The organism is Niallia taxi, assembly GCF_004005475.1.
GTDB lineage: Bacteria > Bacillota > Bacilli > Bacillales > Cytobacillaceae > Niallia > Niallia taxi.
Genome location: NZ_RZTZ01000003.1, coordinates 50,496 through 64,999 on the forward strand (window position 1 = coordinate 50,496; position 14,504 = coordinate 64,999).

17 protein-coding genes are annotated in these 14,504 nt (G+C 39.5%); 6 read left to right on the forward strand and 11 right to left on the reverse strand.

All coding sequences use genetic code 11. The annotated features are described in order from the left end of the window. Positions 1-51 precede the first annotated feature (51 nt). Positions 52-528 (forward strand): divergent PAP2 family protein, encoded by a 477-nt coding sequence (locus EM808_RS09625; RefSeq protein WP_127738001.1) that lies wholly within the window; start codon positions 52-54, stop codon positions 526-528. Between the two features lie 37 nt (positions 529-565). Here the strand turns inward: EM808_RS09625 and EM808_RS09630 are convergent, their stop codons facing one another. Continuing rightward, entirely contained in the window at positions 566-1,258 is a 693-nt protein-coding gene (locus tag EM808_RS09630; RefSeq protein WP_127738002.1) for a 3D domain-containing protein, read from the reverse strand. A gap of 330 nt (positions 1,259-1,588) precedes the next feature. On the opposite strand from EM808_RS09630, the gene EM808_RS09635 reads away from it, so the two are divergent. Then, entirely contained in the window at positions 1,589-2,587 is a 999-nt protein-coding gene (locus tag EM808_RS09635; protein WP_127738003.1) for an NAD(P)/FAD-dependent oxidoreductase, read from the forward strand. A 41-nt stretch (positions 2,588-2,628) separates the two neighbouring features. Here the strand turns inward: EM808_RS09635 and EM808_RS09640 are convergent, their stop codons facing one another. Next, a complete protein-coding gene (locus tag EM808_RS09640; protein WP_127738004.1) occupies positions 2,629-2,994 on the reverse strand; it encodes a HesB/IscA family protein in 366 nt (121 codons plus the stop codon). A 226-nt stretch (positions 2,995-3,220) separates the two neighbouring features. Between EM808_RS09640 and EM808_RS09645 the strand changes: the two genes are divergently transcribed. Further along, the gene (locus EM808_RS09645; RefSeq protein ID WP_127738005.1) at positions 3,221-3,901 is read left to right on the forward strand and encodes a DUF2225 domain-containing protein; all 681 of its coding nucleotides are present in this window, start codon (positions 3,221-3,223) and stop codon (positions 3,899-3,901) included. 40 nt (positions 3,902-3,941) lie between these two features. Here EM808_RS09645 and EM808_RS09650 read toward each other — a convergent pair whose 3' ends face one another. Next, on the reverse strand, positions 3,942-4,181 hold the full coding sequence (locus tag EM808_RS09650; RefSeq protein ID WP_127738006.1) for a YuzB family protein: 240 nt from the start codon (positions 4,179-4,181) through the stop codon (positions 3,942-3,944). Positions 4,182-4,395: 214 nt separating this feature from the next. Between EM808_RS09650 and EM808_RS09655 the strand changes: the two genes are divergently transcribed. Further along, positions 4,396-5,460: an NAD(P)/FAD-dependent oxidoreductase gene (locus tag EM808_RS09655; protein WP_127738007.1), complete on the forward strand. Its 1,065-nt coding sequence runs from the start codon at positions 4,396-4,398 to the stop codon at positions 5,458-5,460. Positions 5,461-5,671: 211 nt separating this feature from the next. Here the strand turns inward: EM808_RS09655 and EM808_RS09660 are convergent, their stop codons facing one another. Beyond that, a complete protein-coding gene (locus EM808_RS09660) occupies positions 5,672-5,998 on the reverse strand; it encodes a YuzD family protein (RefSeq protein WP_127738342.1) in 327 nt (108 codons plus the stop codon). Positions 5,999-6,165: 167 nt separating this feature from the next. Between EM808_RS09660 and EM808_RS09665 the strand changes: the two genes are divergently transcribed. Further along, positions 6,166-6,402, forward strand: a complete 237-nt coding sequence (locus EM808_RS09665; RefSeq protein ID WP_127738008.1) for a NifU family protein — start codon at positions 6,166-6,168, stop codon at positions 6,400-6,402. A gap of 50 nt (positions 6,403-6,452) precedes the next feature. Here the strand turns inward: EM808_RS09665 and thrB are convergent, their stop codons facing one another. The 4 genes from thrB to yutH form a co-directional block, all read right to left on the reverse strand. Further along, complete coding sequence (thrB, locus tag EM808_RS09670; protein ID WP_127738009.1) at positions 6,453-7,370, reverse strand: homoserine kinase; 918 nt, start codon at positions 7,368-7,370, stop codon at positions 6,453-6,455. After that, positions 7,367-8,428 carry a threonine synthase gene (gene thrC / locus EM808_RS09675; protein ID WP_127738010.1) on the reverse strand — a complete coding sequence of 354 codons (1,062 nt, stop codon included), beginning with the start codon at positions 8,426-8,428 and terminating at the stop codon, positions 7,367-7,369. Before thrC ends, thrB begins: the two co-directional genes overlap by 4 nt. Further along, positions 8,428-9,723, reverse strand: coding sequence for a homoserine dehydrogenase (locus tag EM808_RS09680; protein WP_127738011.1), 1,296 nt, complete (start codon positions 9,721-9,723; stop codon positions 8,428-8,430). The genes thrC and EM808_RS09680 overlap by 1 nt, the downstream gene beginning before the upstream one ends. A 265-nt stretch (positions 9,724-9,988) precedes the next feature. After that, entirely contained in the window at positions 9,989-10,993 is a 1,005-nt protein-coding gene (gene yutH, locus EM808_RS09685; RefSeq protein WP_127738012.1) for a spore coat putative kinase YutH, read from the reverse strand. A 272-nt stretch (positions 10,994-11,265) separates the two neighbouring features. On the opposite strand from yutH, the gene EM808_RS09690 reads away from it, so the two are divergent. Further along, on the forward strand, positions 11,266-11,751 hold the full coding sequence (locus EM808_RS09690) for a phosphatidylglycerophosphatase A family protein (protein WP_127738013.1): 486 nt from the start codon (positions 11,266-11,268) through the stop codon (positions 11,749-11,751). Between the two features lie 54 nt (positions 11,752-11,805). Here EM808_RS09690 and EM808_RS09695 read toward each other — a convergent pair whose 3' ends face one another. The 3 genes from EM808_RS09695 to EM808_RS09705 are packed head-to-tail and all read right to left on the reverse strand — an operon-like array spanning position 11,806 to position 14,411. Beyond that, entirely contained in the window at positions 11,806-12,573 is a 768-nt protein-coding gene (locus EM808_RS09695; RefSeq protein ID WP_127738014.1) for a TIGR01457 family HAD-type hydrolase, read from the reverse strand. A 30-nt stretch (positions 12,574-12,603) separates the two neighbouring features. Next, on the reverse strand, positions 12,604-13,041 hold the full coding sequence (locus EM808_RS09700; RefSeq protein WP_127738015.1) for a DUF86 domain-containing protein: 438 nt from the start codon (positions 13,039-13,041) through the stop codon (positions 12,604-12,606). A 44-nt stretch (positions 13,042-13,085) separates the two neighbouring features. Next, complete coding sequence (locus tag EM808_RS09705; RefSeq protein WP_225314796.1) at positions 13,086-14,411, reverse strand: EAL domain-containing protein; 1,326 nt, start codon at positions 14,409-14,411, stop codon at positions 13,086-13,088. Between the last annotated feature and the right edge of the window lie 93 nt (positions 14,412-14,504).

The window sequence follows — 14,504 nt, forward strand, 5'->3', positions numbered from 1 at the left end:
ATAAGGGTAATGTTTTATTTTATAGAAATACATAACCTTGAGGTGATTTTTTTGGAACTGCTTATTAACTTTCCTTTTTTAGCAAGTCTTGCAGCAATTTTCTTCGCTCAATTCGTAAAGGTTCCTATTACTTTTTTTGTTACAAAAAAAATTGATTGGTCGCTGCTAACAAGTACAGGAGGAATGCCTAGTTCTCATTCGGCTGCAGTAACGGCACTGGCCACAGGGGTAGCCATGGAAACTGGTGCTGATTCACCGATTTTCGCAGTTTCTGCTATTTTCGCAATCATCACTATGTTTGATGCAACAGGGGTAAGAAGGCAAGCTGGAGAACAAGCTATTGTTCTTAATCAACTTGTGAATGATTTCAATAAATTTGTGGAGGATGCAAAGGACTGGCAGCAAAAACCTGAGCAGCAGAAAAGAAAACAGCTGAAGGAGCTTCTTGGACATAAACCGATTGAAGTATTCTTTGGAGGTCTTACCGGAATTGCACTGACACTTCTACTTGATTTAATCTTCCGATAAAAAAAAGCTCCACAAGATTATCTTGTGGAGCCTTTTTTTATTTACTTTCAGCACTAGTATATTGCGAACGGAAAACCTGCATGGCCTTTGCTTCATTAAAGGCTGTTAAAGTATCCTCTGTCAATTTTCCTTTACCCATTTCAACTACGTATACGTCAACTGTTTTCTTGCCCCATTGGCTGTAGACATCATCGACTGTTTCATAATATAAGTCAAGCTTATTTCCTTTTATCGCAGAGCCAGTATCTGCTACTACCCCAAAACCATAGTCAGGAATAAAAAGCACTGTTCCAATCGGGAAAACACTTATGTCAGCAGCAATTGTGCTGTATAAATCTCGTTTTACTTTCACTCCAGAGTATGTAATGCCAAATGACGGATGATTAGGATTTTTTCCTGTCGATTCATAACCAGCTGTATAGCCAGTAGCCACAACTTGCCTTTTTTGGTATTGAGACCAATCTCTATCTTCAAGCAATGGCGGGTTTCCTTCCACCTCTGTGCTAGAAGATATTTGCGTCGTATCAGCAAAGGCTTCCTTCAAGTTTTTGAAACCAACGCCAATTTGTTTAAATGTATGGTTGAGATAGTTATCTTCTTTTGTTTCCTCATTATTTGATAGATGGAATGAACTTGCTTGTACGCCTGAAATGGATTGAAATGTTGTTAATAGTGCTGCAACGAAAAGGAAGGTCATTCCGACCCTTCTAAGAATTTTTTTATTTGTCATATAATTCAACTCCTCCAAAACTATTCATTTCCCAAAATAGAGACAATTATTCACAAATAGTTTAAAAGAGAAGCTTTTTTCCTAGTAAATTAACAAAAATTGTTATAAAAAAGCTGTTTTTTTCTGGAATAAAGCATATTTTTAGCGTTTATGCTGCTATTAAAGCTTGCAGCTTACTCGCATCGTTCCCTGCATATGCTCTATTTATAAGCATTTATTGGATGTTTTACATATTTTAAGAGAAGATATAAAATCAAAAAAGTGAGAAATAATATCAATTATGATATGATATTGATTAGAATTTTAACTTTATGTAGGAGGGTATCTTCATTGAAAGAGGACCAAACAATTTATGACATAACGGTTATTGGCGGTGGGCCAGTAGGGATGTTTACTGCGTTTTACGGAGGAATGAGACAAGCTACCGTAAAAATCATCGAAAGTCTTCCTCATTTAGGCGGACAGCTCACTGCACTTTATCCTGAAAAATATATATACGACATTGCCGGCTTCCCAAAAGTCCGTGCACAAGAGCTTGTTGATAACCTACAGGCACAAATGGATAAGTTTGAGCAGGCAATTGTATTAGAGCAATCTGTTCAAGACTTGGAAAAACAGGCTGACGGTGTGTTTAAATTAACTACAGACAAAGAAGTTCACTTCACTAAAACCGTGGTTATCACTGCTGGAAACGGTGCTTTTCAACCGCGCAAGCTTGAATTAGAGCAGGCAAAGAATTTTGAAGGCAAAAACCTGCATTACTTCATCAATGACCTAAATCATTTTGCAGGCAAAAAAGTAATGGTATTTGGCGGCGGGGATTCCGCGGTAGACTGGGCAATGATGCTTGAGCCTATTGCTGATACTGTATACCTTGCACACAGAAGAGATAAATTCCGTGCACACGAACACAGTGTGGAAAACTTGAAGAACTCAAGTGTGCAAATTAAAACTCCTTATATTCCTTCAGAGCTTATTGGAGAAGAAGCAATTAAACAAGTTGTGCTTGAAAATGTGCAAACACAGGAAAAAGAAGTGATTGATGTTGATGCAGTTATCGTCAACTACGGATTCGTTTCTTCACTTGGACCTATTAAACAGTGGGACTTGGCAATTGAAAAGAATTCTATTGTAGTTAACAGCAAGATGGAAACAAATATTCCAGGAATATATGCAGCTGGCGACATCTGCACATATGACGGCAAAGTTAAGCTGATTGCATCAGGCTTTGGCGAAGCACCAACTGCAGTAAACAACGCAAAATCATATCTTGATCCAAAAGCAAGAGTACAGCCGCTTCACAGTACATCTATGTTTAAGGATGAATAAGAAAAAGCCTTTTCCGAATTTCGGAAAAGGCTTTAAATATTTTAGCACTCTTCTGGAGTACCTGCATTTACTGCCGTGCGGAAGGACGAACCGCAACCGCAAGATGCAATTGCGTTTGGGTTGTCGATTGTGAAACCGCCGCCCATTAAGGATTGTTTGAAATCAATTTTTGTTCCTTTTAAGATGGCTGTATCGTTATTATCAACAATAACTTGTATGCCGTGCTGTTCTGTCAAGTAGTCATTATCTTCTTTTTCTGGTGCAAAGCCCATTCCATATGATAAACCGCTGCAGCCTCCACCTTTAATCGCTACTCTTAGGAAAGAGCCTTCTTCCTCATTTTCCTTCATCATTTCTTTTATTTGTAATGCTGCCGCTTCCGTTAAATGCAATACTTCTTCTGTCATGAATATATCCTCCATTTCGTTAGTGTAGCCTTTCTCTATATTATATACCTCAAAACACAACTACTCAACTTGTGCAACTCGCTAAAAACATACCAAATAATTGCAATACCTTTAATCGAAAGGTCATGTTTTTTAAAAAAAATACAAACCCTGAATAGGTATTTAATCTCAAAAACATGTATAATGATAGTATAATATAACTATTTTTTTCGAGAGGTATGAGAAAATGACGACCATTGGACCTCTTTATGACAAAAAGTGCATATGTCCTTTATGTACTGCCCATTTTACAACAAAAAAAATGCGCTCTAGATTCATTAAAGCGAAAGGCTTTGATTCTGACTTTTTTCCATTTTATGAAGAGCATAATCCAACATTGTATTATGTTAATGTTTGTCCACAATGCGGATTTGCCTATTCAGACGAAGCAGAAATTCGTTTAAAGGAAGCGGAAAAAGCCATTCTAATTAAAAATATCTCGAACAACTGGGTGCCGCAAAACTTCGGAGAAACTAGGACAATAGGTGACAGTATCAAAACGTACAAGCTTGCTGCCTATGCAGGTGTGTTGAGAAATGACAGACATATAGCGATTGCAGGGCTATACATACGACTGGCATGGCTTTATCGATTGCTGGAGGATAGAAATCAGGAAACACGCTTTATGCAGCTCGCTCTATCTGAATATGAACTTTCTTACTCTACTGGAGATTTTCTTGGTACACAAGTTTCTGAATTGAAAACGCTATACTTGGCTGGTGAGCTTTCCAGAAGAACACAAAAAATAGAGCAAGCTGTCAAATACTTTTCAAAGGTAATTGAACAGCAAAGCAGAACGGTTGAGACAAAAATTATCAGTCTAGCAAAAGATGGCTGGCATAAAATTCGAGAATTACAACAAGCATAAAAGGCAGGCGATTCACGCCTGCCTTTTATGCTTACTATATTTAAAACATCGGATTTTCTTCAATATGCTTGTACACATTTTCTACAAGCTCCTTAGATGTTTCACCTGTTACTATTTCTCCATCTACCAATGCGAATAATGCTTCTCCGCATTGTCCGCACATGCCTAAACAGCCATAATCTATAACATCCAGTTTATCATCCTGTTCTAGGAGCAGCTTTGCCTCCTCTGAACCGGATGCTAGATTGCTTAAACAAAATTCAATAATTGGTTTAAACAATGTAATCACCTCTTCAATAAAACATATACTAACTTTTTTTGTTTTATTTATCAAGCATTACTATGTTTCTTATTTCTTGTTCATTTAAGAATAAACTGCCTATTCCTCATAATATACTCTTAAAGAATGACAACTAAACTTCAAGCAAGCATGCCCTGTTACATGCAGCCCTTTGTTCAAATACAAACATAATACGTACTAATGGGGAGGTTATATGAAAAAACTAATTATTCTAGGCGGCGGCTATGGTGGTATGACGCTCCTGTCACGGCTGATTTCTAATCTACCATATAATATAATGGTCATCCTTATTGATAAAGCCCCTTACCATTTTTTGAAAACAGAATTCTATGCTCTTGCAGCAGGAACCGTCTCAGATGAGCATATTAGGGTCCCCTTTCCAAAGCATCCCCAAGTATCCATTCTAAATGCAGAAGTAGCCAGTATTGACAGATCAGTAAATGCAGTGAACCTAGTTAATGGAGAAAGTATGGAATATGATGATTTAGTTATCGGCTTAGGCTGTGAAGATAATTTTCATGGTATTACGGGAGCCGCTGAGTTTACACATAGCATTCAAACAAAAAGCAAAACACAAAAAACGTATACAGAGCTTAATAACTTGGCAGCAGGAGCAAAAGTGGCAATTATCGGCGGTGGGTTAAGTGGTGTAGAACTCGCTTCAGAATTAGCAGAAAATAGGCCAGACTTGAATATTACCTTGTTTGATCGAGGAAGCACCATTCTTTCCTCCTATCCGCCAAAGGTGAGCGCTTATGTTGAGAAGTGGTTTAAGGACCACCATGTAAAACTTCACAAAAACTCAAATATAACATTAATTGAAGAAAATACTGTATTTAATAAGGAAGACCCTCTCCCCTTTGATTGCATTGTATGGACTGCTGGCGTTATGCCAAGCAAAATTGTTGCTGACCTTACAGTAGAGAAGGACAAAAAGGGACGAATTATATTGACAAACCTTCATCACTTGCCTGCTGATGACAAGATATTTGTGGTTGGAGACTGTGCCAGCCTTAATCTGCCACCGAGTGCACAGCTAGCGGAAAAACAGGCGGAGCAAGTCGCAGCAGTTCTTATTGCCCGTTGGAAAGGAGCAAAGCCGCCCTCCTTACCCCCAATTAAATTAAAGGGAGTATTAGGCTCGCTTGGGAAAAAACACGGTTTTGGGTTTGTTGCTAACACTGCCTTAACTGGTCGAATCCCAAGAATTCTAAAGCATAGTATTTTATGGAAGAACAAAAATAAAAAAAAAAGCTAATACACTCTGTCTATAAAAAATGGACAAAATAATAATTATGCCGAGGCGAAAGACATTATTATTTTGGACTAAACTATACCTGAACTATTCCGTTAACTTCCAGCGCAATAGTTCAGGTTTTTTGCTGCTTTGGCACCCAAAATGAAGGGAATGTTCTCAACAATTCAACCTGGCCATACAAGCTATTTTCTTGACTCCTCCCCGCTTTAAATTACTGGGAGCTAAAATAGCCATACTTCTCAAATTCCTGATAGATACGCTTTAGTTTTGGATTTCCTTCACCAATTATTTCATTCTCAATTACTACAACTGGATAAAATAAATCCTCTTCAATGACTCTATGGCAAAATGCATTTTTTTCTTCATCGTAATTTGCTTGGAAAATATCATAATAATGAATTTTAAAGCTTTGATCAGGGAATTTTCTGCTTATGGCAGCCTGCAGCCACTCATACGTATCCTTTGAAGAAGGGAGATTTACACAGCTGGCACAGATTTGCTCCGCTCCGTATATGCTGACTTCGAGCTCTTTTTTCATTAATCTTCCTCTCTTTCCTGCTTGTTTTCTGCTTTGCAGTGTTGACATTTACGCTCTTTAAAGAGACAATGCAAAATGGAATTGATTGTTTAATGTTTTCGTGTTTCTAGAATAGATTTTTCTCTTTAATGTGATTATAATAAATTATAGGAAAGGAGTCGATATGAATGGCAGAATTAGAAATGAAAGAACAAGTACAGGAAGTATTAGATAAATTACGCCCATTCCTTCTAAGAGATGGTGGGGATTGTGAATTGGTAGATGTAGAAGACGGTATCGTTAAACTTCGTTTGCTAGGAGCTTGCGGAAGCTGCCCAAGTTCGACAATCACACTAAAAGCTGGTATTGAGCGTGCGCTTTTGGAAGAAGTTCCAGGCGTATATGAAGTGGAGCAAGTATTCTAATTATATTAACAGCTAAGAAATACAAAGGGCAGCCATCTCGGCTGCCCTTTTTATATACTCGTGTAGGATTTTCCTTTCACAACTGCACCTTCCTTGTCCATCTCAACAGGAAGAAGGCTCATGCCTGGCAGAAGCTTCTGCAATCCAGCTTTTACTGCCTCCGTTTTTCCCTTTTCAATGAAACAAAGAACTGTCGGACCTGCTCCGCTTAATGCGACACCATAAGCTCCTAAAAGAGGAGCCTCTTTTTCAATCAGCTCCAAGTGTGGCACAAGCTGCTTTCGGTACGGCTGATGGTATTTATCAAGAGACATCATCTTTCCTGCAAGTTTATCGTTACCTGTCAGCAATGCAGCAACAAGCAGGTTTGATACTGCCCCTGCTGCAACTGCTTCAGCAAAAGGCATCGCTGCTGGCAGAACATCCCTTGCTGCTTTCGTAAGAAGCTCTTCATTAGGAATAATCGCCAGCAGTTCCAGATCCACAGAATGGATTACCTCAACATCTGCCTCCTCACCAAGCTGACAGCCGACCACGAGTCCGCCAAAAATACTTGCTCCAACATTATCTGGATGGCCCTCCATATTAGTGGCAATAATGAATTTCTCCTCTTTAGTTAAACAGAGCTCACCTAATGCATCTGCAAGTTCGATTGCTGCGACAATTGCTGATGCACTAGAACCAAGCCCTCTTGCCAAAGGAATCTCACTCGCAACTGTTACTCTGCATGGTGGCAATTCCTTGTTGTATTGCTTTGCCACTTGTAAGGCTGTTGCAATGATGAAGTTGCTTTCGTCTGCAGGAAATGCCTTCAGCTCTTCTGAAAGAGGAATAACCTCCCATTTTTCTGCAGGAGAAGCTTGTAACTCCAAATAAAGGCTTAAAGACAAACCAATGCTGTCAAATCCCGGTCCTAGATTTGCTGTGCTTGCCGGAACCTTAATTTGGAGCATTTCGCTCTCCATCATATATGAACGACTCCCTTAATATGAGCTGCAACTGCTTTTTCATCATTTGGAAGAACGACCGGCTTAAGCGGACTTACATCAATTGCTGTGTTTGGATCTTTTAAGCCATTACCTGTCAAGACTGCTACTATCTTGCTTCCTTTAGCGATTTTTCCGCTTTGCAGATGCTTGTAAACTCCAGCGATCGATGCACATGAACCTGGTTCTGCAAACACACCTTCCTTCGCCGCAATCAAGCGATATGCTGCAATAATTTCTTCATCTGTCACTTCATCAATAATGCCTTCTGATTCCTGCTGGGCTTGTACAGCCAGCTTCCAGCTTGCAGGGTTACCGATACGAATAGCTGTTGCAATTGTTTCTGGATTTTCAAACACGCGGTTATGAACAATCGCAGCTGCGCCAGCTGCTTCAAATCCATGGATTTTTGGAAGTCCTGTTTGTTTTACTTCATTATATTCCTTAAAGCCTTTCCAGTATGCGCTGATATTGCCGGCATTTCCAACAGGGATTGCCAAAATATCAGGCGCGCTTCCAAGTTGGTCGCATACCTCAAATGCAGCTGTCTTTTGGCCTTCCAGTCTGTATGGATTAACAGAATTCACAAGAGCAACAGGCTCTGTTTCACTTATTTTGCGCACCATCTGCAACGCCTGATCAAAGTTCCCTTCAATAGAGATGATCTCTGCACCATACATAACAGCTTGCGCTAATTTACCCATCGCGATTTTCCCTTCCGGGATGACGACGATACAGCGCATGCCGGCACGTGTTGCATATGCAGCTGCGGCAGCGGATGTGTTACCTGTAGAAGCACAAATAACAGTGGAATTGCCTTCCTCCTTCGCCTTTGCGACAGCCATAACCATTCCTCTGTCCTTAAAGGAGCCAGTTGGATTCGTTCCCTCTGTTTTTACATACAGCTCTACTCCCCATTCTTGAGACAGGTGTTCTAGCTTTATTAAAGGCGTATTCCCCTCATTTAATGTCAATTTTGGTGTATTTTCGTTTACTGGTAAATATTCTTTATATTCTTCAAGCAGGCCATTCCATCTCATTACTTAGTTCCCCCTTCTACACGGTAAGAGCTTTTTACTGTTCGGACAGATGATAAGTCTCTTAATTGGATTAATATATTTTCATAGTTTAACAAGGATGCGTGGTGTGTAATTAAAACTATTTCTGCCATGCCCTTTTCCTTAACAGGCAATTGCAGTATTTTCTCAAAGCTAACACCATTTTCAGAAAATATGGATGTAATTTCAGCAAATACGCCAACTGCATCCTCTACTTGCAGACGAAGGAAGTATTTGGAGTACATTTCGTCTGGTTTCTTCAAGTTTTTCTTAAACTGCGGTGAAGTTGCCGTTTTCCCATTTACACCAAGTCTCATGTTCTTAAGAACATTAACCAAGTCAGAAACGACAGCTGTAGCTGTTGGCATACTGCCCGCGCCAGGACCGTAAAACATTGTTTCACCAACTGCCTCTCCATAAACATAAACAGCATTAAATTCATTATTGACTGCTGCCAGTGGATGGCTGTCAATTAAGAAGGCCGGCTGTACGCTCACTTCCACCTTTTCATCCTGTCGATGAGCAAAACCAATTAGCTTCATCGTATATCCAAGCTGCTTACCATATTGGATATCTTCCTCTGTCACCTTTGTAATTCCTTCTACCTTCACATCCTCAAGGCTGATATTCATGGAAAATCCTAAAGTTGCCAATATCGTCATTTTGCGTGCTGCATCTAAGCCTTCTACATCTGATGTCGGATCGCTTTCCGCAAATCCAAGCCTTTGCGCCTCTTCTAATACCTCTTCATATGCTTTGCCCTGCTTGGTCATTTTTGTAAGAATGAAATTCGTTGTGCCATTCACAATTCCCATCATTTTTGTAATGTGATCTGATGCAAGTCCATCTACAAGACCTCTAATGATAGGAATGCCACCTGCAACGCTGGCCTCGTAGAAAAGGTCACAGTTATTATCTGAAGCTACCTGCAAAAGCTTCGCACCGTGGACGGCCATCAAATCCTTGTTGGCTGTAACAACGTGTTTGCGATTTTCTAGAGCGTGAAGTAATTTTTTCTTTGTCTCTTCGACACCGCCCATTACTTCAATAATTACATCTATTTCTGGATCATTCAAAATTTCATCTGGATTTGTTGTTAACATGTCAGTTGCAATTGAAACATCCCGGTCTTTATCTATATTTTTCACAAGTATCTTTTTTACTTTTACTGGACAGCCAATCTGGTGCATGATTTTATCTTGATGGTTCTCAATAATTTTCACAACACCTGTACCTACAGTGCCCAGTCCAAGCAGTCCTATTGATATTGTCTCCACTTTGCCATTCCCCCTAAGATGTTCTCCATAAACATACAACTGTCTTCGTATAGTAGACATTATAGTGTTTGTTCTGTTTTTTTACAAGAGGTGAATTATATATTCTTTGAAAATTTATTCAACTCTTACTTTTGTCATTTTACTGTTTTTTCTATTATAAAGTAATTCACTAGAAAAAGGGCAACTATTTTGGAAAGGATTCCCGGCATCATTCATGGTGAATGATGCCGGGAAGTTGCTGATAATGGATGAGGAACTGCCTTGCTCAATAAAGCCAGCTTAATGTGGGGATTTTTGTCTTTTTCACAGGTGCTTCCACCATTTCATAGAAGACTCGCAGAAATTCCTCCGCATCCTTTGATTGGTTCAAATACTTCTTGAGTTGATCCTCTAAGAAATGCCTTTCTGCCTCGCTGGAACTGGAGTAATAATTTTCCACGCATTCCACGAAATGAAGGGGAAACAGCAGCCTTGCATAAATGAGCCTCCAGGAAAAGGAGCTCAATGGTGTAACACTTTGATAATCAGTAAAAAAACTCCTGACATCGCGGTGGTATGTCTTTATATTGATAAAATACCGTTCTCTTGTCCATTCTGCTAAATCCCTGCCACAATGGTCGAACACCCAATCAAACGGATTCTTCACATAGTATTCGCCATTCCATGTGGACTTCATAAATCGATTATGACAAACTGTCCCACTGTCTATCGGAGAGGTTTCGTCATCAAGCTCTGTATCAACAAGATATTGAATTGCATTTTCAGCAATCCCCATGTAGTAAGGAAATGCTTCAAGAAAAAGCTTATCGAATTCACTTTCGGGCTCCTGATACATCTTTGTGTTCCAATACGTCTCCATTTGATCGATTCGCTGCTCCCACATCCCTTTCCACTGTCCCATTCTGGAAATCTTCTGGACTCCAAACTGGACAGACCTGCCTCGATAATGAAATTTCCCAAGCTTTCTGCCCAATTGCTTTGACTGCAATGGCTGGAGGTGTTCATTCAGCAAAACACAGTATGCCTGCCCATCCACTTCCTCCCTTATATTCCCTTCCTTTGATTCTAAAAATGTGCTTACACGATGATCTCCTAAGCTTGTCATATGGTGCACAAGCTCCTGCAGCTCTTGAATTTCTTCTTCCTCTTTATTATCCACTGGTATTAAAGTGTATAAATTATCATCCTTTCTGCATGCTTCATAATGTCCAAACCGCAATTCGTCTGTTACCTCTACACCATAATGGCTGTATAAGATTTTCCGAATCATTCTATCCCTCCTCCGGGTAAATGCCCCATCAACAATGAGCCTATATGAAAATATATGTCAGTAGCTGACAATCTTGTATTTTTATTTAACAAAGACCATCCTTTAAAAAAATTTTCATGTTAAAATCACACATACCTTTATAGAAGTCCTACATATACTAAAGGATATACAGCAATTATCACAGCCTGCCTAAAATTAGCGTAAGCCACTACTGGCATGATAAAAACCACACTGTGTATACATAGTGAATACGAGAAAGAAAAGGTGATAATATGTCAGATACTACAGAAAAAACAGCTAGAAAATGGCTACATGAACGTGGAGTGACAATAGAAGATATTGCAGAACTGGTCTACTTATTGCAGGAAAAGTACCATGAGGATTTAGAAATGTCAGAGTGTATTCATAATGTGGAGCGAGTATTGTCAAAAAGAGAGGTTCAAAATGCTCTGCTAACAGGGATTCAGCTAGATGTGCTTGCAGAAAAGAAAATGCTCGAAGCACCACTTCAAGGCATTATTGAAAGTGATGAAAGTCTGTATGGCGTTGATGAAGTCCTTAGCTTTTCCATTGTGAATGTTTATGGCTCCATTGGCTTTACTAATTATGGATATGTAGACAAATTAAAACCAGGTATTCTAAAAAAGCTTAATGATAAATCATCAGGTAGCTGCCATACATTTTTAGATGATATTGTTGGTGCAATTGCTGCTGCGGCATCAAGCAGACTGGCACATAGTGTCAGAGGTGAAAAATAAACGAAACACAAAAGGAAGAGATGCAATGCAGGCATCTCTTCCTTTTGTGTTTTTCTATTCCCACTCTGACAGACTATTAACAGAATATGTCGGTTTATTCTCGTATGTCGCTAAATGCTCTAAAGTTGTTACACCAGAGTGAACTAGCAATGTATCCATACCCGCATTTAACCCAGCCATTATATCTGTATGATAATTATCGCCTACCATAATGGCATCTTCTTTTCCTATTCCAAGCAGCTTCAATGCCTGCTCCACAATAATTGCTTCCGGTTTCCCCATATTAAGAGGCGTAGTCTGGGTAGATACAGTAATAACAGAAGTAAGTGCCCCATTCCCTGGAAGTAGACCTCTTTCGGTCGGCAATGCTGTATCACCATTTGTAATAATGTATTTTGCTCCTGAACGGACTGCTAGACATGCCTGTGCCAGCTTTTCATAAGTGATTTGCTGGTCCATGCCTGCAACTACAAAATCAGCACCCTCACTATCAGTAATTATATGTATACCTTTTTCATGAAGAGCATAACGCAAGCCCTCTTCCCCAATCATATAAACACTTGCATCTTTGTTTTGTTCATAAATATAACCAGCCGCCGCCATAGCAGAGGTGAATACTTCTTCTTTTTTTGCAGGGATACCAAAATCCCGCAGCTTTTGAGCAACCTGCTCTGGTGTTTTTGTTGAATTATTCGTTACATATAAATATGGGATCTCAAGCTTGATTAAGCGTTTGACAAAAGCAGCAGCCTCTTCAATGACCTCTGTGCCTTTATACATCGTTCCATCAAGATCAATTAAGTAACCTTTATAGTTTTTCATCAAATAAAGTCCTTTCTAGCATATGCGGCTTTAATTTTTGAAGGCAGTGACAGGGCCAAGCTCATCAATTAAGTATTTTTTCACAGATGTGGAAAATGATTCAACAGCAGGAAGCTCTTTTGCTACAGCCTCCCTCAACCAATCATGGTGAATGCTCGTATAATCATGCACAAGTGTTTTCCTTAAAACAAGCAGCTCTTTTATCGAACTCGCATCTGTAGGAATAAGCACCCGTTCATCTGTAAGTATATCCATAATATCCTCATAGCTACCCGGATCTCTCATAATGAATCCATCAATCATACTGTTACCAACATCAAGCATTGCTTCAATCATCATATGTGCAAGTCTTTCCAGTCCCAGTTTTTCCAGTGGACTATCAAAAGCTTCCGTCTCTTTAAAAAGCTGAACTAATTGCTGCAGATATTCCAATTGCTGCCCGATCTTATCACGATCCACAAAATACATTTGAATGCCTCCTCATTAGTTCCTTTGTATATGCATGTACAACTTTAAGCAAGTGTTTGCAGGTTATTACTTAAGCTTGTCGGCCGTGCATAAAAATATCCTTGTGCTAAATCCACCTTGTTTCTTGATAAGACAAGTGCCTCTTCCGCACTTTCAATCCCCTCTGCCACCACTACAGATCCTACCTCTTTTGCGATGAGCAGCAAGCCTTTAAGCATGGACTCCTTTACAGAGTTCTTATCAATATTCTGAATAACAGAACGGTCTATTTTAATAATATCAGGCATAATTTCACTGATGGAGTTTAAGCTTGCATACCCTGCACCTGTATCATCCACTGCCACTCGAAATCCTATTTGACGCAAAAGCTTCAAGTTAGAAATAAAGTATACCAGCCCTTCAATTGAATCTCGTTCTGTCACTTCAATTGTGATTCTGCTTGGGGAGATGCCTTTATATTTGTTCATGAGCTTCTTTAAGTCTTTTACAAAATGCTGGTTGCCTATTGTAGGCGGTGTAAAGTTAATAAAGATATCATACTTCCAAGTAGTCAATTTAATTTGTTCCAGCGTCTTTTCGAGCACAATCATTTCCAAATCATAGAGATGATTTGTTTGCCTCGCAACAGAAAATAATTGCAGCGGATTTTCCAGCGAAGTGCCGAGCGGTCCTCGTGTCAGCATTTCACATGCTTTAACTGCATTTGTCTCTACATCCATTATCGGCTGTGCCAATAAACGAATATCCTTATTTGCTACGATTTTACCTAAAGCAATCGTCATTTCATTGAATTCAGATTTAAAACCTTTTTGGGCCATAGCCAACGCCTGTTGGTAGGCAAGATAAATAGCATCCGGTAATATATCTATCTGTTTGTCAATAAACATATAGCCTGTACTTAAAATCGGTCTTACTAATAGCTGATTATGCTTTTCTTCTTCCTTCAGTTTTTCCAATATCAACTGAATGGTTGAGTCCATATTCGGGATATAATCCACCTTGTGATCAATGCTCAAAAATAGGGCAATTCCGTCTTGATGGTAATCGCGGACTGCAACAATCTGTTCTGAAGGCAGCTCTTTTGTGACAACAGATTGAAACGTCTTTTTCATTTCCTTCCAGACATCTTTCAGGACTGTCGTGTCCATCCCCCTTTTCATGATGGCCATGTTTTTAATGGAAAAGACAATTACTGCGACTTCATTGCCTTTCTGAAAGGATGCCTTCACGTTTTGCTGCACAGGATCCCGCAATATGAATTGGGGAGGATAATATTTTAATTTACTGGCAGGAAAGATGATTTTCCCCCAGCTCTTCAAGCTTTTTATTTTTTTAACATCAACATGGACCATCGCTTCATTTCCTCTCATACAGCAACCTGTAAGTAATAGCAAAAAGACAAAGTAAAAACGGCTTCCCATAGGCTAATACTTGCCCCGTCAGCTGGAAAGCGTTTCCCATCT

Excerpts from the sequence above, each read along its gene's own strand:
- EM808_RS09630 (WP_127738002.1), bottom strand. The coding sequence starts at position 1,258 with ATGACAAATAAAAAAATTCTTAGAAGGGTCGGAATGACCTTCCTTTTC.
- EM808_RS09640 (WP_127738004.1), bottom strand. The coding sequence starts at position 2,994 with ATGACAGAAGAAGTATTGCATTTAACGGAAGCGGCAGCATTACAAATA.
- EM808_RS09645 (WP_127738005.1), top strand. The coding sequence starts at position 3,221 with ATGACGACCATTGGACCTCTTTATGACAAAAAGTGCATATGTCCTTTA.
- EM808_RS09655 (WP_127738007.1), top strand. The coding sequence starts at position 4,396 with ATGAAAAAACTAATTATTCTAGGCGGCGGCTATGGTGGTATGACGCTC.
- EM808_RS09660 (WP_127738342.1), bottom strand. The coding sequence starts at position 5,998 with ATGAAAAAAGAGCTCGAAGTCAGCATATACGGAGCGGAGCAAATCTGT.
- EM808_RS09665 (WP_127738008.1), top strand. The coding sequence starts at position 6,166 with ATGGCAGAATTAGAAATGAAAGAACAAGTACAGGAAGTATTAGATAAA.
- thrB (WP_127738009.1), bottom strand. The coding sequence starts at position 7,370 with ATGATGGAGAGCGAAATGCTCCAAATTAAGGTTCCGGCAAGCACAGCA.
- thrC (WP_127738010.1), bottom strand. The coding sequence starts at position 8,428 with ATGAGATGGAATGGCCTGCTTGAAGAATATAAAGAATATTTACCAGTA.
- yutH (WP_127738012.1), bottom strand. The coding sequence starts at position 10,993 with ATGATTCGGAAAATCTTATACAGCCATTATGGTGTAGAGGTAACAGAC.
- EM808_RS09690 (WP_127738013.1), top strand. The coding sequence starts at position 11,266 with ATGTCAGATACTACAGAAAAAACAGCTAGAAAATGGCTACATGAACGT.
- EM808_RS09695 (WP_127738014.1), bottom strand. The coding sequence starts at position 12,573 with ATGAAAAACTATAAAGGTTACTTAATTGATCTTGATGGAACGATGTAT.
- EM808_RS09700 (WP_127738015.1), bottom strand. The coding sequence starts at position 13,041 with ATGTATTTTGTGGATCGTGATAAGATCGGGCAGCAATTGGAATATCTG.
- EM808_RS09705 (WP_225314796.1), bottom strand. The coding sequence starts at position 14,411 with ATGAGAGGAAATGAAGCGATGGTCCATGTTGATGTTAAAAAAATAAAA.